This window comes from Nocardiopsis sp. NPDC055824 (assembly GCF_053616335.1).
Genome location: NZ_JBSHDN010000117.1, coordinates 1 through 19,924 on the forward strand (window position 1 = coordinate 1; position 19,924 = coordinate 19,924).

Annotated in this window: 19 protein-coding genes and 2 tRNA genes; 7 read left to right on the forward strand and 14 right to left on the reverse strand. The window is 72.4% G+C overall.

The window, feature by feature from the left end; translation table 11 throughout:
* Nucleotides 1–31: 31 nt before the first annotated feature.
* The 3 genes from ACWGL3_RS21210 to ACWGL3_RS21220 all read right to left on the reverse strand — a co-directional run bounded on the left by ACWGL3_RS21210 (nucleotide 32) and on the right by ACWGL3_RS21220 (nucleotide 1,339).
* Nucleotides 32–505, reverse strand: a complete 474-nt coding sequence (locus ACWGL3_RS21210) for an SRPBCC family protein (protein ID WP_267948643.1) — start codon at nucleotides 503–505, stop codon at nucleotides 32–34.
* Complete coding sequence (locus tag ACWGL3_RS21215; RefSeq protein WP_267948642.1) at nucleotides 498–869, reverse strand: ArsR/SmtB family transcription factor; 372 nt, start codon at nucleotides 867–869, stop codon at nucleotides 498–500. Before ACWGL3_RS21215 ends, ACWGL3_RS21210 begins: the two co-directional genes overlap by 8 nt.
* Before the next feature lie 397 nt (nucleotides 870–1,266).
* A tRNA-Ala gene (locus ACWGL3_RS21220) sits at nucleotides 1,267–1,339 on the reverse strand.
* A 154-nt stretch (nucleotides 1,340–1,493) separates the two neighbouring features.
* Here ACWGL3_RS21220 and ACWGL3_RS21225 point away from each other — a divergent pair.
* Nucleotides 1,494–1,787, forward strand: coding sequence for a GroES family chaperonin (locus ACWGL3_RS21225; RefSeq protein WP_267950283.1), 294 nt, complete (start codon nucleotides 1,494–1,496; stop codon nucleotides 1,785–1,787).
* 75 nt (nucleotides 1,788–1,862) lie between these two features.
* Here ACWGL3_RS21225 and ACWGL3_RS21230 read toward each other — a convergent pair whose 3' ends face one another.
* Nucleotides 1,863–2,462 (reverse strand): TetR/AcrR family transcriptional regulator, encoded by a 600-nt coding sequence (locus ACWGL3_RS21230; protein ID WP_267948639.1) that lies wholly within the window; start codon nucleotides 2,460–2,462, stop codon nucleotides 1,863–1,865.
* A gap of 138 nt (nucleotides 2,463–2,600) precedes the next feature.
* On the opposite strand from ACWGL3_RS21230, the gene ACWGL3_RS21235 reads away from it, so the two are divergent.
* On the forward strand, nucleotides 2,601–4,358 hold the full coding sequence (locus ACWGL3_RS21235; RefSeq protein ID WP_452461713.1) for an ABC transporter ATP-binding protein: 1,758 nt from the start codon (nucleotides 2,601–2,603) through the stop codon (nucleotides 4,356–4,358).
* A gap of 272 nt (nucleotides 4,359–4,630) precedes the next feature.
* Nucleotides 4,631–5,794: an alpha-hydroxy-acid oxidizing protein gene (locus ACWGL3_RS21240; protein WP_267948638.1), complete on the forward strand. Its 1,164-nt coding sequence runs from the start codon at nucleotides 4,631–4,633 to the stop codon at nucleotides 5,792–5,794.
* Between the two features lie 187 nt (nucleotides 5,795–5,981).
* On the opposite strand, the gene ACWGL3_RS21245 is transcribed toward ACWGL3_RS21240, so the two are convergent.
* The 3 genes from ACWGL3_RS21245 to ACWGL3_RS21255 are packed head-to-tail and all read right to left on the reverse strand — an operon-like array spanning nucleotide 5,982 to nucleotide 9,090.
* Nucleotides 5,982–6,881 (reverse strand): carbohydrate ABC transporter permease, encoded by a 900-nt coding sequence (locus ACWGL3_RS21245; RefSeq protein ID WP_267948637.1) that lies wholly within the window; start codon nucleotides 6,879–6,881, stop codon nucleotides 5,982–5,984.
* Nucleotides 6,881–7,726 carry a carbohydrate ABC transporter permease gene (locus ACWGL3_RS21250; RefSeq protein ID WP_267950281.1) on the reverse strand — a complete coding sequence of 282 codons (846 nt, stop codon included), beginning with the start codon at nucleotides 7,724–7,726 and terminating at the stop codon, nucleotides 6,881–6,883. The genes ACWGL3_RS21245 and ACWGL3_RS21250 overlap by 1 nt, the downstream gene beginning before the upstream one ends.
* 56 nt (nucleotides 7,727–7,782) lie before the next feature.
* A complete protein-coding gene (locus tag ACWGL3_RS21255; protein WP_267948636.1) occupies nucleotides 7,783–9,090 on the reverse strand; it encodes an ABC transporter substrate-binding protein in 1,308 nt (435 codons plus the stop codon).
* A 220-nt stretch (nucleotides 9,091–9,310) separates the two neighbouring features.
* Between ACWGL3_RS21255 and ACWGL3_RS21260 the strand changes: the two genes are divergently transcribed.
* Both ACWGL3_RS21260 and ACWGL3_RS21265 read left to right on the forward strand, forming a co-directional pair.
* Complete coding sequence (locus ACWGL3_RS21260) at nucleotides 9,311–10,333, forward strand: LacI family DNA-binding transcriptional regulator (protein WP_267948635.1); 1,023 nt, start codon at nucleotides 9,311–9,313, stop codon at nucleotides 10,331–10,333.
* 111 nt (nucleotides 10,334–10,444) lie between these two features.
* The gene (locus ACWGL3_RS21265) at nucleotides 10,445–12,067 is read left to right on the forward strand and encodes a glycoside hydrolase family 13 protein (RefSeq protein WP_267948634.1); all 1,623 of its coding nucleotides are present in this window, start codon (nucleotides 10,445–10,447) and stop codon (nucleotides 12,065–12,067) included.
* Nucleotides 12,068–12,128: 61 nt separating this feature from the next.
* Here ACWGL3_RS21265 and ACWGL3_RS21270 read toward each other — a convergent pair whose 3' ends face one another.
* Both ACWGL3_RS21270 and ACWGL3_RS21275 read right to left on the reverse strand, forming a co-directional pair.
* Nucleotides 12,129–12,767, reverse strand: a complete 639-nt coding sequence (locus ACWGL3_RS21270; RefSeq protein WP_267948633.1) for a dihydrofolate reductase family protein — start codon at nucleotides 12,765–12,767, stop codon at nucleotides 12,129–12,131.
* Nucleotides 12,768–12,926: 159 nt separating this feature from the next.
* On the reverse strand, nucleotides 12,927–13,904 hold the full coding sequence (locus ACWGL3_RS21275) for a helix-turn-helix transcriptional regulator (protein WP_452461711.1): 978 nt from the start codon (nucleotides 13,902–13,904) through the stop codon (nucleotides 12,927–12,929).
* A gap of 63 nt (nucleotides 13,905–13,967) precedes the next feature.
* Between ACWGL3_RS21275 and ACWGL3_RS21280 the strand changes: the two genes are divergently transcribed.
* A complete protein-coding gene (locus ACWGL3_RS21280; RefSeq protein WP_452461712.1) occupies nucleotides 13,968–15,200 on the forward strand; it encodes an epoxide hydrolase family protein in 1,233 nt (410 codons plus the stop codon).
* 423 nt (nucleotides 15,201–15,623) lie between these two features.
* On the opposite strand, the gene ACWGL3_RS21285 is transcribed toward ACWGL3_RS21280, so the two are convergent.
* The 4 genes from ACWGL3_RS21285 to nadD form a co-directional block, all read right to left on the reverse strand.
* Nucleotides 15,624–15,696, reverse strand: a tRNA-Ala gene (locus tag ACWGL3_RS21285).
* Nucleotides 15,697–15,771: 75 nt separating this feature from the next.
* Nucleotides 15,772–16,395: a histidine phosphatase family protein gene (locus ACWGL3_RS21290; protein WP_344184026.1), complete on the reverse strand. Its 624-nt coding sequence runs from the start codon at nucleotides 16,393–16,395 to the stop codon at nucleotides 15,772–15,774.
* 37 nt (nucleotides 16,396–16,432) lie between these two features.
* Complete coding sequence (rsfS, locus tag ACWGL3_RS21295) at nucleotides 16,433–16,831, reverse strand: ribosome silencing factor (protein WP_267948629.1); 399 nt, start codon at nucleotides 16,829–16,831, stop codon at nucleotides 16,433–16,435.
* A gap of 17 nt (nucleotides 16,832–16,848) precedes the next feature.
* Entirely contained in the window at nucleotides 16,849–17,502 is a 654-nt protein-coding gene (gene nadD / locus ACWGL3_RS21300) for a nicotinate-nucleotide adenylyltransferase (protein WP_267948628.1), read from the reverse strand.
* A gap of 233 nt (nucleotides 17,503–17,735) precedes the next feature.
* Here nadD and ACWGL3_RS21305 point away from each other — a divergent pair, with 233 nt between their 5' ends.
* Entirely contained in the window at nucleotides 17,736–18,809 is a 1,074-nt protein-coding gene (locus tag ACWGL3_RS21305; protein WP_267948627.1) for a M48 family metallopeptidase, read from the forward strand.
* Between the two features lie 118 nt (nucleotides 18,810–18,927).
* Here the strand turns inward: ACWGL3_RS21305 and ACWGL3_RS21310 are convergent, their stop codons facing one another.
* On the reverse strand, nucleotides 18,928–19,665 hold the full coding sequence (locus tag ACWGL3_RS21310) for an alpha/beta hydrolase family protein (protein WP_267948626.1): 738 nt from the start codon (nucleotides 19,663–19,665) through the stop codon (nucleotides 18,928–18,930).
* Nucleotides 19,666–19,924: the final 259 nt, after the last annotated feature.

Sequence of the window (19,924 nt, forward strand, 5' to 3'; positions counted from 1 at the left end):
TCCGGGGCCCGGCCGATCGGCCCGGCGGGCGTCAGGCGAGGCCGCGGGCGAGCCCCTCCAGGGCGTCCAGCGACTGGGCCAGCCCTTCCTCCATGCCGGAGCTGACCATGCCGTCGCGGTCCTCGACCGTCTGGAACACGGAGATCGCCCGGTAGAGGGTGCGGCCGTCCTTCTCCTCCAGCATGTGGGTGTCCATCGCCACGTGGCCCGGCATCCCCTCGAACTCGAAGGTCTGCACGATGCGCTCGGGGGCGACCACGTCGTGGAAGACCCCGTGGAAGGCGTACTCCTCGCCGTCGGCGGCCTTCTCGACGAACCGCCAGGTGCCGCCGGGCCGCACCTCGGCCCGGTCGACGACCGTGTCGGTCTCGTCCAGCCCCCACCACCGGGCCAGGTGCTCCGGCTCGGTCATGGCCCTGAACACCACGTCCCTGGGCGCGTCGAAGGTGCGGGTGATGACGATGTCCTGGCGACCGGGCTCGACGGTCACGGTGAGGTCACTCATGGGTCTTCTCTCCCTCGGTGCTGCGGTCTCCGGTTCCCCGCGCGTCCTGGATGCGGCGGATCTCCTCGTCCAGCCGGTCGAAGCGCTCCTCCCACTGGTCGTGGTACCGCCCGATCCACACCGACGCCTGCTCCAGAGACGCGGGCTCCAGCCGACAGGGACGCCACTGCGCGTCGCGGCCGCGGCTGATCAGGCCGGCCCGCTCCAGGACCTTCAGGTGTCTGGACACCGCCTGGAGGCTGATGGGGAACGGCTCCGCCAGGTCGTTGACGGTCGCCTCGCCCTCCGCGAGCCTCGCCAGCAGCGCCCGGCGGGTCGGATCCGCCAGCGCCGCGAATGTGAGGCTCAGGGGGTCGCTCGCCATCTGCGCATTCAACTTTCTCGTTGATCAACCGTTATGTTGATTATGACCCACGCCACACCCCGGGTCAAGGGGCGGGAGAGCTCCCAGAGGGCCGCCGGGCGACAGGAACCCGCCCCGGAGGATGCCTCGGGGGGTCGGGGGCCTCCCCCGGCAGACATGACGAAGGCGCCCCCGCGAGCGCGGTCAGGATCGCCCCGGAGAACACGGGACACAAGCAGCCCGTACGGGAAACGACCGCGACGGACGGGTGGCGTCACCGTCGACAGGTGCGGTACCGCCGCCCCGTCGATCACCGCGACCCCAGCCACAGGGGGTGCCTCGGGGGGTCTCCAGACATGACGAAGACGACCCCGCGAGGAGGCCGAAGGCCTCCGAGCAGGGTCGTCCCAGAGTCGCGTGGAGCTATGGGGATTCGAACCCCAGACCTCCTCCATGCCATGGAGGCGCGCTACCAACTGCGCCATAGCCCCTGGTGTGCCGGGCGGTTTCCCCGCTCGGCGATAGAAGTACTGTACCGGAGGTCCGGGGCAGGTCGGGACGCCGGGGCGGGCGGGCGGCCGGTGGATAGCCGTGTGCGGGGCCGAATACCCTGGGGTCGTGGCCGAATCAAAGCTTGAGATCCAGATGCTCCACGACCGCCTCCTCGTACGGACGGTCGTGGACCGGAGCGAGCGGCGCAGCAGTGCCGGTCTGGTCATCCCGGACACGGTGAAGCTGGCGACCAGGCTCGCGTGGGGTGAGGTCGTCGGCGCCGGGACCGGCGCCCGGCACGTGAAGACCGGGGACCGCGTGCTCTTCGACCCGGAGGAGCAGGGCGAGGTCGAGCTGAACGGCGAGCGCTACGTGATCCTGCGCGAGCGCGACGTGCACGCCGTCGCCAACGAGGCCCCGGAGCGGGGCACCGGCCTGTACCTCTGACCCGTCCTCCCGTCCCCGCGCCGGCGCCGAGGGCCCGGCCCGCGGGGAGCGCTGGGGCCGCCCGAACGGCGGGCGTCAGCCGCGCCCGCCGTTCGCGGCCGGGTTCGCGGCCACCTTCTCCAGGGAGAGCACGCAGAGGTTGAGCGCCTCGTACGCGGAGACCTCCCCGGTGTTGACGTAGGACCACCCGGAGTAGAGCCCCGCCCACAGGAACTGCTGCATCCAGCTCGCGGAGATCGCGGGGTCGATGCTGCCGTCGGCGTGCCCGCGTTCGATGAGGGCGGTGAGCGCGAGGTCGGCCTCCCCGCACTCCTCCTCGGAACCCTCGGTGAGATCCTCCTCCTGCCCGAACGCCAGCATGATCACCTTCTGGAGCGCGAAGTACTCCGGCACGAGGCGCAGGAAGGCCTCCAGACCGGTCCCCTCGGTGGTGCGCGCCCTCTGCATGGCCTCGGTGATCAGCTCGTCGGCGTACTCCCCCAGGGCGCTCGTCAGGTCGGCGCGTTCGGGGAAGTAGCGCTGGAGGGTGCTGCGGGCGACCCCCGCGGCTCTGGCGACCTGCGACAGGGGGGCCGCGGAGTTCTCGCCGAGGACCTGGACGGCCGCTTCGAGGATCGCGCGCCGGGTGCGCGCGCGTGTCCTCGTCTCTTCCTCTGAGGGAGCGCTGTTCACCATGCCAACATCCTAGGCTTGTCGGTACTTGGTTGACAATAATCGGTCACATATGACCTAATTTAGAGCATGACTGAACGATCTACGGTATTAACCGACTCCTCGCCGGGGACGCAAGAGCCCCGCTTCGCCCAGCTCCGGGTGCTGTGGTCGTTCGTGCACCCGCACCGGCGGAAGCTCGCCCTCGGACTGGTGCTCGCGCTGCTCGGGTCGGCGCTCGAACTCGCCAACCCGATGGTGATCAAGCTCGTCCTGGACACCGTCGCCGACGCGGGCAGCCTCGTGGTGCCCATCTCGCTCCTGCTCGGGCTGTTCGCCCTGGGCATCGGGTTCGGCCTGTGGCACTGGATCCTCCTCGGCACCGTCGCCGAGAAGGTCGTCCTCGACGCCCGCACCTCCCTGGTGCGCCGCTACTTCCGGGCCGCCCTCATCCCGATGTCCCGGCGCCCTTCGGGCGAACTCGTCACACGGGCCACCTCCGACACGGTGCTCCTGCGCGAGGCCGCCTCCAGCAGCATCATCAGCCTCGTCAACGGCGGTGTCCTGCTGGTCGGGACCCTGGTGATGATGGGGGTGCTCGACCTGGTCCTGCTCGCCGTCACGTTCACCGCCGTGCTCGTCGTCACGATCCTGTTCCTCACCCTGATGCCCGCCATCGCCAAGGCCCAGGAGAAGGCGCAGAACTCGCTGGGACTCATGGGCGGCGTCCTGGACGGCGCCCTGCGCGCCGTGCGCACGGTCAAGGTGAGCCGCGCCGAGGACCGGCTCGGCGGCCAGATCCTGGAGCACGCACGGCAGGCCGCGCACCACGGGGTGCGGTCGGTGAGGCGCGAGGCCGTGGCCTGGACGATCGCCTACGGCGGCATCCAGATCTCGATCATCGCCATCCTGGGGGTGGGCGCCCTGCGGGTGACCTCCGGCGCGATGGAGGTGTCCTCCCTCATCGCGTTCCTGCTCTACGCGTTCACGCTGATGAACCCGGTCATGGAGCTCTCCCAGAGCGTCACCACCCTCCAGTCCGGCGTGGCCGCGGCCAGGCGCATCCGCGAGGTCGAGGCCATCCCCCTCGAGCCGTCCTCCGACGGACCCGACGTCACGCTCGCCGACCCCGACGGCGCCGGGGACGCGCTGCTGGAGCTGCGCGGGGTCACCGCCCGGTACGCCCCCGGAGCCGAGGCCGCGCTGGACCGGGTCGACCTGAGCATCCCCCGGCGGGGGCACACCGCCATCGTCGGACCGTCGGGCGCGGGCAAGACCACCGTGTTCTCGCTGCTGCTGCGCTTCCTCGAACCGGTGGAGGGGGAGCTCGCGCTGGCCGGGACGCCCTACCCGTCGCTCACCCCCAGGCAGGTGCGCGGCCACTTCGCGTACGTCGAGCAGGACACCCCGGTGATCCCCGGGACCGTCCGCGAGAACCTGCTGTTCAGCAGGCCCGACGCCTCGGAGGAGGACGTGCGCCGGGTCCTGGACGAGGTCGGGTTGGCGGACAAGGTCGACGCCCTGGAGGAGGGCCTGGACACCCAGCTCGACGCCACGTCGTTCTCGGGCGGGCAGCGGCAGCGCATCGCCCTGGCACGCGCCCTGCTGTGCTCCCCGGACGTGCTGCTGCTGGACGAGGCCACCTCGCAGGTGGACGCGATCACGGAGGCGGCGATCACGGAGAGCCTGCGCCGCCACGCCGACCGGAAGGCCGTGGTCACCATCGCCCACCGGCTGTCGACGGTGATCCACGCCGACAGCATCGTCCTGATGGAGGACGGCCGTGTCCGCTCCCGGGGCACGCACCGCGAGCTGCTGGACCGGGACCCCCTCTACCGGGAGCTGGTCGCCGCGCTGCACATCTCCGAGGCGGGGGACGGCGGAGTCCTGGACGAGGGGCTCCCGGTCGGCTCGTCCTGAGCCGCGCGGCCGGTCCCGCCACGGGGACCGGGCGGAGCTCCGGCCGGGCGGCGGCGCCGCTCGGGTTCGGCGCGGCGCGGTGAACACCGGGCGCCCGGGTGACGTGCGTCACCCGGGCGCCCGGTAGCATCCTCCGTGAGCCGGACGGCGCGAACGGTTCGACCGCCCGGGGCCGCGGGCCCTCCCCCCCCCCACGGCCCGGGCCTCCCTGTCCGTCCCGTGCGCCGACCGCGGCGCGCGCACCGGGCGCCCCCGGCGCCAGCGAGGGAACGATGAGCCACTTCGCCCAGTACCAGGACGGCGTCTACGCCGACGCGACCAACGGCGACCTGCCGCGCCTGCCCTACCACCACGAGGCCCTGCGCGACCTGGCCGAGAAGGCCATGGAGCCGGGGCCCTTCGGCTACGTGGAGGGGAGCGCCGGCCGGGAGCGCACCGCCGACGCCAACGTGGCGGCGTTCGCCCGGTACGCGCTCCGCCCGCGCAGCCTGCGGCCGGGCGCGGAGAACGCCGGGGACCTGGGCGTCACCCTGTTCGGGGAGCGCTACCCGACCCCGCTGCTCACCGCCCCGGTCGGGGTCCTGGAGCAGGTCCACGGGGAGGCGGAACTGGCCGTGGCCAGGGGCGCGAACGCCCTGGGCGTGCCGATGGTCCTGTCCACGGCCGCGTCCACGCCCATGGAGGAGGTCGCGGAGGCGGCCGACACGTGGTGGTACCAGCTGTACTGGCCCGGCGACGACGCGCTCGCGGAGTCGTTCGTGCGACGGGCGACCGCGGCGGGCGCGAAGGCGATCGTGGTCACCGCCGACACCAAGAGGCTGGGGTGGAGGCCGCGCGACCTGGCCCTGGGCCACCTGCCGTTCCTGCGCAGCCAGGGCATGGCGAACTACTTCAGCGACCCTGAGTTCCGCTCCCGGCTCAAGGCCGACCCGGAGCCCGGCGGGGTGTTCACGGAAGCGGTGTTCCACTTCCTCGGGGCGTTCGCGAGCAGGTCCTTGAGCACGGACAACATCGCGCGCATCCGCGACTGGACCGACCTGCCGGTCCTGGTCAAGGGCGTCGTCCGCGGCGACGAGGCGATCGAGCTGGTGGAGGCGGGCGTGGACGGCCTCGTGGTGAGCAACCACGGGGGCCGCCAGGTCGACAACGCGGTGGCGGCCCTGGACGCCCTGCCCGAGGTGGTGGAGGCGGTCGGCGACCGGGCCGCGGTGCTGTTCGACTCGGGGGTGCGCTCGGGCGCGGACGTGGCCGTGGCGATGGCGCTGGGCGCCCGGGCGGTGCTGCTGGGACGCCCCTGGGTCTACGGCCTGGCCGTGGACGGGGCGGCGGGGGTCGAGCACGTGCTGCGCGCGGTCCTGGCCGAGTTGCAGATCACGGCCGAGCTGATGGGCAGGGACGCCGCCGACCTGGACCGCGACGACGTCACCCGCCGGTGAGTCCCGGCCCCGGACGGGCGGTGCGGGTCCGGGAGGGGCGCCGAAGGAGTGGTGCGGAGGGCACGTCCCGGCTCCGGCCGACCGCGGCGGCGCCGTGGCGGTCGGCCTCCCGCCCCTCCCCCGGAGGGCCTGGCGGCGGGAGGGGACCGGGGTCCTGGACTGCTCCCCGGGCCACTCCCCGCCGCCGTCAGCCCTTCACTGCCCCCGAGGTCAGGCCCGCCACGATCCGGCGCTGCAGGACCAGGGCGAACAGGATGAGCGGTACCGAGACCAGCACCGATGCCGCCATGATCTGGCCGATCGGATTCTCGTAGCCGACCCGCTCGAACGTTCCCACGAACACCGGCACGGTCTGGACGTTCAGGTCGCGCGGCGCGAAGGAGAAGGCCAGCAGGAACTCGTTCGTGGAGTACACGAACGTCAGGATGGCGGCAGCGCCCACGCCCGGCGCCGCCAGCGGCGCCACCACGCGCAGGAACGCCTGGAACGGGGTGGCCCCGTCCACCTTCGCCGACTCCTCGATCTCCCGGGGGATGCCCGCGAAGAAGGTGGCGAGGATGAAGATCGCCAGCGGCAGGGTCAGCGCCACGTACGGGATGATCATGCCCGCGTAGGAGTTGAGCAGGTTGATCCCGGTCCACTGGTTGAGCTTCAGGTACACCTGGTACAGCGGGTTGACCAGTGCCACAGGCGGGAACAGCGTGGCCACCAGGGTGGCCGCCAGCAGCGCGAACTTGCCCGCCATGGGCAGGCGCGCCAGCGCGTAGCCGGCGAGGGACGCGACCGGGATGCAGATCGCCGTGGTCACCGCCGCCACGATGAGCGAGTTGCGCAGGGCGAACTGGAACCCGAGGTCGAAGACCTGCTCGTAGTTGGACAGGCTGAACGGCCCCTGGAAGATGTTCGGGTCCGTGAGCGCCACCGACCCCGACCGGAGGCTGGTCATCCCCATCCACAGGAACGGGAACAGGCACCAGCCCAGCACCAGGAGCAGGCCCAGCAGCTTGAGCGCGTTGACCACCGCCGGGTGCGTCCTGCGGCGCGGCCGGTGGACCGGCCCGCTCGGCTTCACCGTCTCGGCCGTCATCACTTCTCCTTCCGCGCCACGTCGCCGACCATGTGGCGGCCCATGCGGCTGATGAAGGCCAGGCCGACGATCATGACGATGACGAACGTGACGGTGGACAGGGCGTTGGCGTAGCCCAGCTCCGGTTCGGCGACCAGGAAGCGCTGGGCGTACACGGACAGGGTGGCGAGCGAGTTCGAGTACCCGGCGAACACGTACGCGAAGTCGAACATGCGCAGCGCGTCCACCGTGCGGAACAGCAGGGCCACGACGATCGCCGGCCTCAGCAGGGGCAGGGTGATGAACCAGAACCGCTGGACCACGGTGGCGCCGTCGACCCTGGCCGCCTCGTAGTAGTCCTTCGGGATGGTCTGCAGCCCGGCCAGGAGCAGCAGGGCGACGAACGGAGCGGTCTTCCACACGTCGGCGCTGATGATGCCGACCATGGACCACGCGGGGTCGCGCAGCCAGTTGACGTCCGTGCCCAGGACCGAGTTCACGAAGCCCGGGTTGTGGTCGAACATGTACCGCCACACCTGGGCGGCGACGGCCGTCGGGATCACCCACGGCACGAGGATGACCGCGCGGGTCAGGCCGCGGCCGACGAACGCCTGGTGCATGATCAGCGCGAACGCCATACCGACGACGAACTCCAACGACACCGAGGCGACGGTGAAGACCAGGGTGTTCCCGACCGCGTTGAAGAACCCCGCGTCGGTCAGGACCCGCGCGTAGTTGTCGAACCCGGTGAACTCCTGGTGGAATCCGCGGATGCTGTAGAGGCTCATCCCGATCGCGTAGAACACCGGGAAGAGGGCGATGACGGCCATGAACGCGAACGACGGGGCGAGGAAGATCCTGCCCATCGCCCGCTCGCCCAGGCCGCGGCGCGTACTGACGCTCTGGGTCTTCGCCATCGGACCTACTCTTGCTCTAGGGCTTCGTCGGCCGACCGGTCCACGGCCTCCAGGGCCGCGGCCGGGTCCTCCTGCCCCAGGTAGGCGGCGTGCAGGTTCTCCTGCATGACCAGCGACATCGAGTTGTATCCCGGCACAGGCGGACGCGCGTGCGCGTCGCCGAGGATCTCGCCGAGCACCTCCAGGTGGGGGTCCTCCGTGTCCTCGTAGGCGCTCTGCATGGTCGGCGGCAGGCTGTTGGTGGCCAGGATGTCCTGGGCCTCGGGATCGGTGGCCGCCCACAGGACGAACTCGCGGGCCAGGTCCTTGTTCTCGCTCAGGGTGCTGACCGCGTTGTTGAGCCCGCCGAGCGCGCTGGTCGTGCCCTCGCCCGTGAAGGTGGGCAGCGGCGCCACGGCGAAGTCGTCGGCGACCGCGCTCTCCTCGCCTCCCTCGCCCTCCAGGAGCGGGATGGCGTAGGGCCAGTTGCGCATGTACACGGCCTCGCCGGCCTGGAAGAGGGCGCGTGCGTCGTCCTCGACCATGGAGTCGAACCCCTCCGCGTAGAAGCCGCTGTCGTAGGCCTCGGTCATGAAGTCCAGCGCCGTGGTGGCGGCGTCGCCCTCCAGGAAGGTGCTCTGCGACTGGGCGTCGTCGAACAGCTCCCCTCCCGCGGACCAGTACAGCTCGAGGAAGTTGACGACGAGCCCCTCGTACTGGTCGCCCTGGCCGACGTAGCCGGAGATGCCGGCCTCCTCGGCGGCCTCGGTGCCGGTCTCGTACAGCTCCTCCCACGTGGCGGGGGGCTCGTCGACGAGGTCGGTGCGGTAGTAGAGGAACGCTCCGTTGGAGGAGTACGGGAGCGCGTACAGCTCCTGCTGCCACTGCGCGCTGTCGACGGCGCCGTCCAGGCTGACGCCGTCGACCTCGGATCTCAGGTCCTCCAGGCTCTCGATGTACCCGTAGTCGGCGAACTCGCCGGTCCAGATGACGTCGAGGCCGAGGACGTCGAACTCCCCGGCCTGGCTCTGGAGGTCCTGGAACATGGCCTGCCGCTGTTCGTCCGCGGTCGGCGCCAGGAAGAAGATGTCGACCTGCCGGTCGGGGTTCCTCTCGTTCCAGAGGCGGGCGACCTCCTCGTGGACCTGCCGGTCGGCGCCGGTGACCGCCCACACGAACTGCGGGTCCTCGGCGAGTCCCGCGCTCTCCCCCTCCTCTTCCGACCCCTCCCCCGGAGGCGTTCCGCACGCGGTGGCCAGTGTCAGGCCGAGTGCGGCCAGGCCCGCCGCACCGGTGCGCACCGCGTACCTCTTGTGGCGTGAAAGCTCTGACATGACTCTCTCCTTCCGCGCCGGGCGGTGGCCGGGCGCGCGCCGTCGAGTGTGTCCTGGGTCATCCCCCCGGGGTCGTGCGAAAACGATGCCACCGCCATGTGATCCAGTCAACACAAAACTTATCCGGATCTGCCTGCTACAGGGGGAATGGCGTTCCTCGTGTCGGCAGACTCGTTGAAAACGTTGCCATGACACGGGCCACACTCTTAACGTAGGCAGCATGTCCAGCCAACCCGCGAGCATGCGGGACGTCGCCCACCGGGCGGGCGTCTCGCTCTCGACGGTCTCCCGTGTCCTGCGCGGCGCCCCCGGTGTCGCCCCCGACGTGCGCCTGCGCGTCCAGCGCGCCGCGGACGAACTCTCCTACGTGGTCTCTCGGAACGCTTCGGGCCTGGTCACCGGCCGCACGGGCCGGGTCGCGGTGGTCGTCCCCTTCCTCCAGCCGTGGTTCTTCGGGGTGGTCCTGTCGGGGGTCAGCGACGCGCTGCGCGAGGCGGACCTCGACATGCTCGTGTACCAGGTCGGCGAGACCCGGGCCCGCGAGGGCTGGACGCGCGCGCTCCCCCTCCGGCGCAACTCCGACGCCGTCGTCACGGTGTCGATGGACCTGTCCGAGGACGAGTGCCACCGCCTGGACGACGTCGGGGTGCCCGTGGTGCTCGTGGGCCAGTGCGTCCCGGGACGGGCAAGCGTGTACATCGACGACCGCGCGGGCGCCGCCGGAGCCACCCGGCACCTGCTCAACCTGGGGCACACCCGTATCGCCTACATCGGGGCCCGGCGGGAGGAGTGGTCCAGCACCAGCTCCCGGCACCGGCTCGAGGGGTACGGGGCGGCGATGGCCACGGCGGGCCTGGCGCCCTGGAGCGTCGGCAAGGCGACCGGCCACGCGGGGGGCGAGCTCGCCATGGGAGAGCTCCTGTCCGACCAGGACCCGCCCACGGCGGTGCTCGCCGAGTTCGACGACATCGCGATGGGCGCGCACCGGATCCTGCGGCGCTCGGGGGTCCGCGTGCCCGGCTCCATCTCCCTCATGGGGTTCGACAACCACGACGCCGCCGCCGTCCTGGACCTGACGACCGTGGACCAGGCCCCCTACGACACCGGCCTGGCCGCCGGACGGCTCACCGTGGGCATCCTCGACGGGAAGGCCCGGACCGACACGCACGTGGAGATGCCCACCCAGATCATCCTCCGGCAGTCCACCGCGGCCCCCCGGGGCGCGCGCGGGCTGTCCACCTGACCCCGGTCCCCGGGGGCGGGGCAACGGCGTGAGCGCGCCGGGGCGGGGCGCCCGCACGGCCCGCCGACGACCCGCACGACGGCCCGAACACCCGATCAGCGAAGGGGAACCATGCAGCAGTGGTGGCGCGACGCGGTCCTTTACCAGATCTACCCGCGCAGTTTCGCGGACTCCGACGGGGACGGGGTCGGTGACCTCCCCGGCATCACCGCCCGGCTCGGTCACATCGCCGACCTGGGCGCGGACGGGATCTGGCTGTCGCCGTTCTACGCCTCCCCGTGGGCGGACGGCGGGTACGACGTGTCCGACTTCCGGGCCGTGGACCCGCGGCTGGGCACCCTGGAGGACTTCGACGCGATGGTGGCGGCCGCGCACGGACTCGGCCTGCGCGTGATGGTCGACATCGTGCCCAACCACACCTCCGAGGAGCACCCGTGGTTCCGGGACGCCCTGGCCGCCGGCCCCGGCTCGTCCGAGCGCGACCTGTACGTCTTCCGCGACGGCAGGGGCGAGGACGGCGGGCTCCCCCCGACCAACTGGCGGTCGACGTTCGGCGGACCGGCGTGGACGCGCGTGGAGGACGGCCAGTGGTACCTGCACCTGTTCGCGCGCGAGCAGCCCGACCTGAACTGGGACGAGCCGAGGGTGCGCGAGGAGTTCCGGGGCATCCTGCGGTTCTGGAGCGGTCGCGGGGTGGACGGGTTCCGCATCGACGTCGCCTACGCACTGGTCAAGGACCTGCGCGAGCCGCTGCGCGACCTGGTCCTGGTGGACGGCGGCCGGTTCGAGGACATCGCGGCCAACCCCGACCACCCGCTCCTCGACCGGCCCGGGGTCCACGAGGTGTACCGGGACTGGCGCCGCGTGCTGGCGGAGTTCGACCCGCCCCGGGCCACGGTGGGCGAGGTGTGGCTGCCCGGCGACCGGCGGCGGCTGTACACCCGGCCGGACGAGCTCGACCAGGCGTTCAACTTCGACTTCCTGAGGACGGAGTGGGACGCCGACTCCTACCGCCGCGTGATCGACGCGTCGATCGCGGACGCCGCGCACGTCGGCACGGCGCCCACGTGGGTGGTGGGCAACCACGACGTCGTGCGCCCGGTGTCGGTGCTGGGACTGCCCCGCGGGACCGACCAGGGGACGTGGCTGCTCTCGGACGGGCGCGACCCCGAGCCCGACCTGGAGCTGGGGACCCGGCGGGCCCGGGCGCTCGCACTGCTGGAGCTGGCGCTGCCCGGGTCCGCGTACGTCTACCAGGGCGAGGAGCTGGGCCTGCCCGAGGCGGCCGGCCTGCCCGCCGAGGCCCTGGAGGATCCCCGCTGGGAGCGCAGCGGCCGCACCGACAAGGGGCGCGACGGGTGCCGGGTACCGCTGCCGTGGACCCCGGACGGCCCCTCGTACGGGTTCGGTGCGGGCGGCTCCTGGCTCCCCCAGCCCGAGGGCTGGGGACGGTGGTCCGTGGAGGCCGAGTCCGGGGACCCCGGTTCGGTGCTCAACCTGTACCGGAGGGCTCTGGCGCACCGCCCGGACTTCTGCGCGGACCGGACCCTGGTCTGGGACGACACGCTGAACCTGGGCCCGGTGCTGGCCTTCTGGAGGGGGCCCGGGGTACTGGTCCTGGTCAACACGGGCCGGGAGCCCGTGGAGCTGCCGCCCGGCGAGGTGCTGGTGGCCAGCACGGAACTGGACGGGCGGCTTCCCGGGGACGCCGCGGTCTGGCTGCGCCGGGTCTGAGGGGCGGGCGCCCGCGGAACCCGCCCCCGGCCGGTGCGGGCGCCGCACGCGGCGGCCCCCGTCAGAGGACCGTCTCACGCCCGTCCACGACCCCGAAACCGCCGGTGGTGAAGGGCGCGGGGCGCAGGGTGAGCGAGAGGAGCCCGGCGGGCGTGGCGGCGCTCCCCTCGACGGTGAAGCCGAGCGGCTCCGTCCTCTCGTCGAACAGCCGCTTGCCGTCTCCCACGACCGTCGGGAAGACCAGCAGGCGGAACACGTCGACCAGCCCGGCCGCGTGGAGGGCCCGGGCGAGCCGCCAGCTGCCGTGGACCTGGATCTCGCCGCCCGGGCGCTCCTTGAGCGCCCGCACGCTCCCGAGGACGTCCTCGGCGATGAGCGTGGTGTCGCCCCAGTCCGCGCCCGTCCGGCCCGCGGTGGTCGAGACCAGGTACTTGGGACGGCTGTTGAGCGCCGTGGCCACCCGGTCCCCGGGGTCGGTGACCTCCCGCCAGTAGTCGCGCATCATGGCGTAGGTGGAGCGGCCGAACAGCAGCGCCTCCCCCGCGGCGAACCACCCGTCCACGATCCGGCCCATGTCCTCGTCGGCGTGGGGGACCAGCCAGCCTCCCCTGGTGAAGCCGCCGCTGGTGTCCTCGTCCGGCGCACCCGGCCCCTGCATCACGCCGTCGAGGCTGAGCAAGGTGTTGACGCTGAGTTCCATGGTCTCTCCTGTCCCGCCGACCGGCCCCCGTTCCCGTCTCCATCATGACGCCGTTCCGCCGGTCAGGGCCCCGACATGCCGAAGGGGACGACACGGAGGCCGCCCCCGGCGCCTCGAGCGGGGGCCCGCCGGCGCCTGGAGACCCCTGCCCCGGGGGCCTCACCGCGCCCGGGACGGGCCGTCCTCCACCGCGGCCGTGCAGCGGGCGGCCTGGTCGCGGAAGGCGTCGGCGAGTCCGCCCGGGCCGCTGACCAGGGTGAAGTCCAATCCCACCGACGTGATCATCCAGACCAGGTCGGAGGGGGATTCCGAGCCCACGTGGAACAGGCAGCTGTGCTCGTCGACGGCCTCCAGGACACCCATGCCCGGCCACACGCGGTCGGCGGCGGCCTCGGAGGAGGCGTGCAGCCTGACGACGGCGCGGAAGGGCCAGGTCTCCGAGGACAGCTGACGGGCGAGGTAGGCGGCCGCGTCGCCGTGGGGAGGCTCGCGGGGGACGAACCGGGGGCCCGTGGGGGTCCGGGGGGTGAGCCGGTCCACGCGGAAGCTTCGCCAGTCCTGCCTGTCGGTGTCGAAGGCGACCAGGTACCAGCGCCGGCCGAAGCTGACCAGGTTGTGCGGTTCGACCGTCCGGACCGTCGGACCCCCGCGCGGACTCGTGTAGCCGAAGCGCAGGAGCTCCCTGCGCCGGCAGGCCTCGGCGACGGCCATCAGCGTCTCGTGTGACACGGTCGGCCCAGGTTCCGCCCCGGCCCGCAGGGTGGCGCCGTGCAGGGTGTCGACCCGGCTGCGCAGACGCGGGGGCAGGACCTGTTCGAGCTTGGCGAGCGCGCGCAGCGAGGCCTCCTCGCCGCCGCTGACGGAGCCGTCGGCGGCGGTGCGCAGGCCCACCACCACGGCGACGGCCTCCTCGTCGTCGAGCAGCAGCGGCGGCATCGCGGCGCCGGCCCCCAGCCGGTACCCGGCGGTGCCCCTGGTCGCGTGCACCGGGTAGCCGAGCCCCCGCAGGCGGTCCACGTCGCGGCGGATCGTGCGCGCGGTGACGCCGAGCCGCTCCGCCAGCTCGGCGCCGGACCGCTCGCGGTGGGCCTGCAACAGCGAGAGCAGCGCGAGCAGGCGCGTCGAGGTTTCTGCCATGGATCCGATTCTCCCCTCCGGTTGGGAACGGATCCGACCTAACCGGTTCCTAGGCTTCCACCCATGACGAACACGGAGCAGGACCAGCAGGAGATCCGGCCCTTCCGCATGGAGGTTCCGCAGGAGCAGCTGACCGATCTCGCGGAGAGGCTGGGCAACACACGGTGGCCGGACGAGGTCCCGGGGGTGGGCTGGGACCGCGGCGTCCCGGTGGGATACCTGAGGGAGCTGGCCGAGTACTGGCGTTCGGCCTACGACTGGCGGGCCTGCGAGGCGGAGCTCAACGCCCACCCCCAGTTCACCACCGTCGTCGACGGGCAGAACCTCCACTTCCTGCACGTGCGCTCGCCGGAGCCCGGCGCCACGCCGCTGCTCATGCTGCACGGCTGGCCCGGGGCGGTCACCGACTTCCTGGACGTCATCGGTCCGCTCACCGACCCGCGCGCCCACGGGGGCGATCCGGCGGAGGCGTTCCACCTGGTCGTCCCGTCCCTGCCGGGGTTCGGCCCCTCCACGCCGCTGGCCGGTCCCGGGATGGGGGCGGCCAGGATGGCCGGGGTCATGGTCGGTCTGATGTCGCGGCTCGGCTACGAGCGCTACGGCGTCCATGGCTACGACACGGGCTCGTGGGTCGCCCCCGAGGTGGGGAGGCAGGCGCCGGAGCGGGTCCTCGGGGTGCACCTCAACGCCATGATCACGTTCCCCGTCGCGGAGGGCGACACCGAGGGCCTGACGGGGGTGGAGGAGGAGCGGTGGAAGTCGATGCAGGACTACAACGACGGCTACCTCCAGTGCAACGCGAAGCGCCCCCAGACGGTGGCCTACGGGCTCAACGACTCGCCCGTGGGTCAGCTCGCCTGGATGGTGGAGAAGTTCAAGGAGCTCAGCGAGCCGGAGGAGGCCCTGCCCGAGGCCGCCCTCGACCGCGACCGGATGCTCACGTGCGTGTCGCTCTACTGGCTGACCGGCACGGCGGGCTCGTCCGCGCAGATCTACTACGAGGAGATGTCCGCGAGCTCCTGGGGTGAGGACTCCGCGAGCGGATGGGACAGCGGGGAGACGGCGGACGGGGGGACGGACGGGGGCTGGGAGGCCGGCGGCTGGGCCCCCGAGCGGGGGACGGTGCCGACGGGGGTGCTGGTCTCCGCGCAGGACGTGACCGTGCGGCGCTGGGCGGAGCGGGACCACCACGTGGTGCGGTGGACCGAGCTCGGCCGGGGCGGCCACTTCCTGTCCATGGAGGAGCCGGAGCTCCTGGTCGAGGACGTCCGCGCGTTCTTCCGGGCGCTGCCCTGACCCCGGTCCCCCCGGGGCCGCTTCCCGCGGCCCCGAGGGGACCCGCCACGGCCGGACGGGCGTCACCGCCGACAGGTGCGGTACCGCCGCCCCGCCGATCACCGCGACCCCAACCCCAGGGGGGGTGCCTCGGGGGGTTCGGGGAGTCTCCCCCCGGCAAACACGAAGGACGACCCGGCGAGCGCGGTCACGCGCGAGCAGGATCGTCCCGGAGAACGCAGGCCAGCAAGACCTGTGCGCAGGAAAACGCCGCGACGGACGGACGACATCCCCGCCGCCAGGTGCGGTACCGCCGCCCCGCCGATCACCGCGACCCCAACCCCAGGGGGGTGCCTCGGGGGGTTCGGGGGGTCTCCCCCCCGGTAAACACGAAGGACGACCCGGCGAGCGCGGTCACGCGCGAGCAGGATCGTCCTCAGTCCGTGGAGCTATGGGGATTCGAACCCCAGACCTCCTCCATGCCATGGAGGCGCGCTACCAACTGCGCCATAGCCCCGTGTGGGAGTCGGGGGCTTTCGCCCTCACGACTCCCAGAACCATAGCGGAATCCGGCGAGAACGTCGAAACGGTTTCAGGCGTCGTCGCTGAGGACCACGGGTTCGGGCAGGCTCGCCGCGTTGTGCTCCATGAGCCGCCACTGCCCCCGGCGCTCCTGGAGCACCGACCAGGAGCAGTTGCTGAGGGGGCCCAGGATCTCGCGCTGCTCGTCGGGGATGCCGAGCATGCGGGCGATCCCGATGCGTACGGCCGCACCGTGGCTGACCACCGCGAGCAGTCCCCCGGCCGGGGTTCTGGCCAGTCCCCGGTCGACGGCCGCCCGCATGCGGTCGCCGACCTCGGAGATGGGCTCCCCGTCCGGGATGGCCATCCGAGCGTGCTCGGACGGCCAGCGCGCGGACAGCTCCGCCCCCGTCCGCCCCTCCCAGGACCCCCCGAACCGCTCGCGCAGTCCCTTGTCGAACTCGATGGGCACCCCTGTGGCGCGGCTGAGGTACCCGGCCGTGTCGGCGGCCCTCTTCAGGTCGGAGGCGACGATGACGTCGGGGCCGAGCGAGGCGAGCAGGCCGCCCGCCCGCCGGGCCTGGGCGTGGCCGACCTGGTCGAGTTCGATGTCGGTCTGACCCTGGAAGCGGTTCTCCACGTTCCAGGCCGTGCGTCCGTGCCGCCAGAACAGCACGCGAGGGGTGTCGCTCACAGGGTGTTTCTCTCCGCTCGGGGTGGGTCCGAAAGGGTTACTGCTCGTCGAGGGCGGTGCGCTCGGCTCCGCGCGCCCCTTCGGGGAGCTCGATCTCGGGGCAGTCCTTCCACAGCCGTTCGAGGCCGTAGTAGCCGCGCTCCTCCTCGTGCTGGACGTGCACGACGATGTCGGCGTAGTCCAGGAGCACCCAGCGGCCGTCCCGCTCGCCCTCGCGCCGGAGCGGCTTGACGCCGCCCTTCAGGCGGAGCTGGTCCTCGACCTCGTCGACGATCGAGCGCACCTGGCGGTCGTTGGGGGCCGAGCAGAGCACGAACGCCTCGGTGATGACCAGCTGCTCGCTGACGTCGTAGGCGATGATCTCCTGGGCGAGCTTGTCGGAGGCGGCCTCGGCCGCCACCCTGACGAGCTCAAGAGCCCTGTCGGTGGCTGTCACGTTGTACTTGCTGCCTTTCAGCTGTCCCGGTAGAGCCCGGTCTTGTGGATGTAGCGAACGATGCCGTCGGGGACCAGGTACCAGATGGGTTCGCCCTTGCGGACCCGCTCCCGGCACTCGGTCGAGGAGATCGCCAGCGCGGGGACCTCCACCAGGGAGACCTTGCCCTCGGGCAGTCCTGAGTCACTGAGATGGTGACCGGGACGGTTACAGCCTACGAAATGCGCGAGATCGAAAAGTTCGTCGACGTTGTGCCAGCTGAGAATGGCGCCCAGCGCGTCGGCCCCGGTGATGAAGTACAGCTCCACCTCGGGACCGTACTTGCAGCGCATCTCGCGGAGGGTGTCGAGGGTGTAGGTGGGCCCCGAGCGGTCGATCTCGACACGGTCCACGCGGAACTGGGGGTTCTCCGCGGTCGCGATGACCGTCATCAGGTAGCGGTCCTCGGAGGGGGTCACCTTGGCCGGGTCCTTCTGCCAGGGCTGCCCCGTGGGCACGAACACCACCTCGTCGAGGCCGAAGAGGTGGGCGACCTCACTGGCGGCCACGAGGTGCCCGTGGTGGATGGGGTCGAAGGTGCCGCCCATGATGCCGACCTTGGTGGGGCCGGCGCCGCTCCGCCGTGGAGGGAGGCCTTCACCTGGGAGGACGCCTGGAGCCTCGTGCGCCACTGTGCGCTCCGTTTCGCCGTGGACGTGGGTCGTGTTTGCCGGGATCGGCCAACCGAGGTTAGCCGACGACGGGCACCTTCGGCGGCCTCTTCCTCCCGTTTTGTTCCCTTCAACGGAACAACCGCGACCTTCTCGGCCTGCTTCCCGGGCGTGTCGGAGCACCCCGGCAATCGCGTCATATCTCGAAGGTCGAAACCGTGGCCAAGCGCCATCGGGCCGCATAGCATGCCGATATGGCCAACACACCAGACCGCGTCCGCGTCCGGCTCTCCGAGATCTCACCCCGCGCCTACGAGCACCCCGCCGACCGTGGGGCCCTGGTGGCGCTGCGCTCGCTGCGCGGGTTCGACGAGGTGTTCAAGCGCATGTCGGGGCTGTTCAACGAACGCGCCCTCAGACTGATGTTCCTGTCCAGCGCCGTCCGGGTCGGCCCCACCCAGTTCCCCCACGTCCACGACTACGTCCGCGACGCCGCCTACGTCCTGGACATGGACGAGGTCCCCGAGCTCTACATCCAGATGAACCCCAAGCCCAACGCCATGGCGATCGGCAGCCAGCGGCCCTTCATCGTGATGACCACGGGCCTGTTCGACCTGCTGGACGACGAGGAGCAGCGCTTCGTCATCGGCCACGAGGTCGGGCACATCCTCAGCGGCCACGCCGTGTACCGCACCATGCTGCTGGCCCTGATCAGGCTGGCGACCCGCGTGGCGTGGGTGCCCCTGGGCTACATCGGCCTCCAGGCCATCGTCGCCGCGCTGGAGGAGTGGTACCGCAAGTCCGAGCTCTCCTGCGACCGCGCGGGTGTCCTGGCCTCCCAGAACCCCGAGGCCGCCAAGCGCGCGCTGATGAAGCTCGCGGGCGGCTCGACCCTGGTCGAGATGAACCCCGACGCGTTCCTGGAGCAGGCGCGCGAGTACGAGTCCGGCGGCGACGCCCGCGACAGCTTCCTCAAGCTGATCAGCCTGATGGGACAGACCCACCCGTTCGCGGTGGTCCGCCTGGCCGAGCTGCACCGGTGGATCGAGGAGGGCTCCTACCAGCGGATCATCGGCGGCGACTACCCCCGCCGCTCCTCCGACCGCGAGGCGAGGGTCGGCGCGGAGGCCCGCAGCGCCGCCAAGTCCTACAAGGAGTCGTGGGAGCGCTCGGGGGACCCGCTCCTGGGCACCCTGCGCGACGTGGCCGGAAGCGCGGCCAGCGCGGGCGGCAAGATCTTCGACAACGTCGCCGACCGGTGGCGCAACGGCTCCGCCCGGTCCGACCAGGGCACGAGCGGGACGAACGGGGCGAACGGGTCCTCCTGACCCTGTGCCCCGCGCCCGGGACCCGCGCGGGGAGGCGGGACGACGGACGGGAGGGGGCGGTCCGTGCCGGGCCGCCCCCTCCCGCGTCCGCGGGCGGCGGGCCGCCCGCCGGCCCGGATCAGCCCGTCCGCGCCAGGTACGCGCGGACCACCTCCCAGGCGGGCCCCCGCGGGTCGATGACGGCGAAGTGGTCGGCCCCGGCGACCTCGTGGTACTCCACGGTGCCGCCCGCCGCGCGCACCGCGTCCGCGTAGGCGCGGCTGTGCTCGACCGGGACGCGCTGGTCGGCGTCCCCGTGCACCACCAGCTGCGGCAGGCCGGTCAGCGGGCGCCGTACCGGCGAGCTGACCCGGTAGAGCTCCGCGGTGGGGTCCGGCCCGAGGAACGGGACGACGGCGCCCTCGCCGAGCCCCGCCAGGGCGGACCGCTCCAGGTCGGTGACGGGGGCCAGGGCGACCACCGAGGTCACCGGGGTCCCACCCTCCGCGAGGCCGTTGAGCAGGGCGAGATGTGCTCCGGCGGAGTGCCCCACGCACACCACGCGTCCGAGGTCGTACCGCTCGGGCTCGCGTGCGGCCGCGTCGGCGAGGTACGCCAGGGCGTCGCCGACGTCGTCTAGGGTCTGCGGCCAGCCGCCGCCGTCGTCCCCGGTACGCCGGTACTCGATGTTCCACACCGCCCACCCGGCGGAGGCGAGGTCGCGGGCCGGCGGATCCATCAGGGCGGCGTCGTGCCTGTCGCGCCACCAGCCGCCGTGCAGCAGGACGGCGACGGGCGCGGGTCCGCCGGCGCCCTCCGGCTCCCAGCGGTGGACGCTCCGGCTGGGGTGGTCGCCGTAGGACACGGTGGTGGGCACGCGCTGCTCCTCGCTGTCGGGGTGGTCGCTCCCGGACGCCGGCAAACGGGCGTCCTGCCCCGCCCGGCGCACCCGCGCCCCGGGGCCGCCGCGCGTGCGGCCCGGGCCCGGGCCGCCGCCCGCACCCACCGGCTGCGGGCCCCGGGCCTCCGGCGGCGGTGCCGTGCGGCGCCGGCGTCCGGATCGCACAGCGGTTCGGGCAGGTCGAACCCCGCGCGGGACCCGGCCCGGGCACGGGACGGCGCCGACGGCCCTGGGC

Bases quoted from the DNA above. Each gene is read 5' to 3' on its own strand.
- ACWGL3_RS21225 (WP_267950283.1), top strand. From the start codon at position 1,494: ATGCTCCACGACCGCCTCCTCGTACGGACGGTCGTGGACCGGAGCGAG.
- ACWGL3_RS21230 (WP_267948639.1), bottom strand. From the start codon at position 2,462: ATGGTGAACAGCGCTCCCTCAGAGGAAGAGACGAGGACACGCGCGCGC.
- ACWGL3_RS21250 (WP_267950281.1), bottom strand. From the start codon at position 7,726: ATGGGCAGGATCTTCCTCGCCCCGTCGTTCGCGTTCATGGCCGTCATC.
- ACWGL3_RS21280 (WP_452461712.1), top strand. From the start codon at position 13,968: ATGACGAACACGGAGCAGGACCAGCAGGAGATCCGGCCCTTCCGCATG.
- ACWGL3_RS21275 (WP_452461711.1), bottom strand. From the start codon at position 13,904: ATGGCAGAAACCTCGACGCGCCTGCTCGCGCTGCTCTCGCTGTTGCAG.
- ACWGL3_RS21270 (WP_267948633.1), bottom strand. From the start codon at position 12,767: ATGGAACTCAGCGTCAACACCTTGCTCAGCCTCGACGGCGTGATGCAG.
- ACWGL3_RS21240 (WP_267948638.1), top strand. From the start codon at position 4,631: ATGAGCCACTTCGCCCAGTACCAGGACGGCGTCTACGCCGACGCGACC.
- ACWGL3_RS21305 (WP_267948627.1), top strand. From the start codon at position 17,736: ATGGCCAACACACCAGACCGCGTCCGCGTCCGGCTCTCCGAGATCTCA.
- ACWGL3_RS21255 (WP_267948636.1), bottom strand. From the start codon at position 9,090: ATGTCAGAGCTTTCACGCCACAAGAGGTACGCGGTGCGCACCGGTGCG.
- ACWGL3_RS21265 (WP_267948634.1), top strand. From the start codon at position 10,445: ATGCAGCAGTGGTGGCGCGACGCGGTCCTTTACCAGATCTACCCGCGC.
- ACWGL3_RS21260 (WP_267948635.1), top strand. From the start codon at position 9,311: ATGTCCAGCCAACCCGCGAGCATGCGGGACGTCGCCCACCGGGCGGGC.
- ACWGL3_RS21245 (WP_267948637.1), bottom strand. From the start codon at position 6,881: ATGACGGCCGAGACGGTGAAGCCGAGCGGGCCGGTCCACCGGCCGCGC.
- ACWGL3_RS21215 (WP_267948642.1), bottom strand. From the start codon at position 869: ATGGCGAGCGACCCCCTGAGCCTCACATTCGCGGCGCTGGCGGATCCG.
- ACWGL3_RS21210 (WP_267948643.1), bottom strand. From the start codon at position 505: ATGAGTGACCTCACCGTGACCGTCGAGCCCGGTCGCCAGGACATCGTC.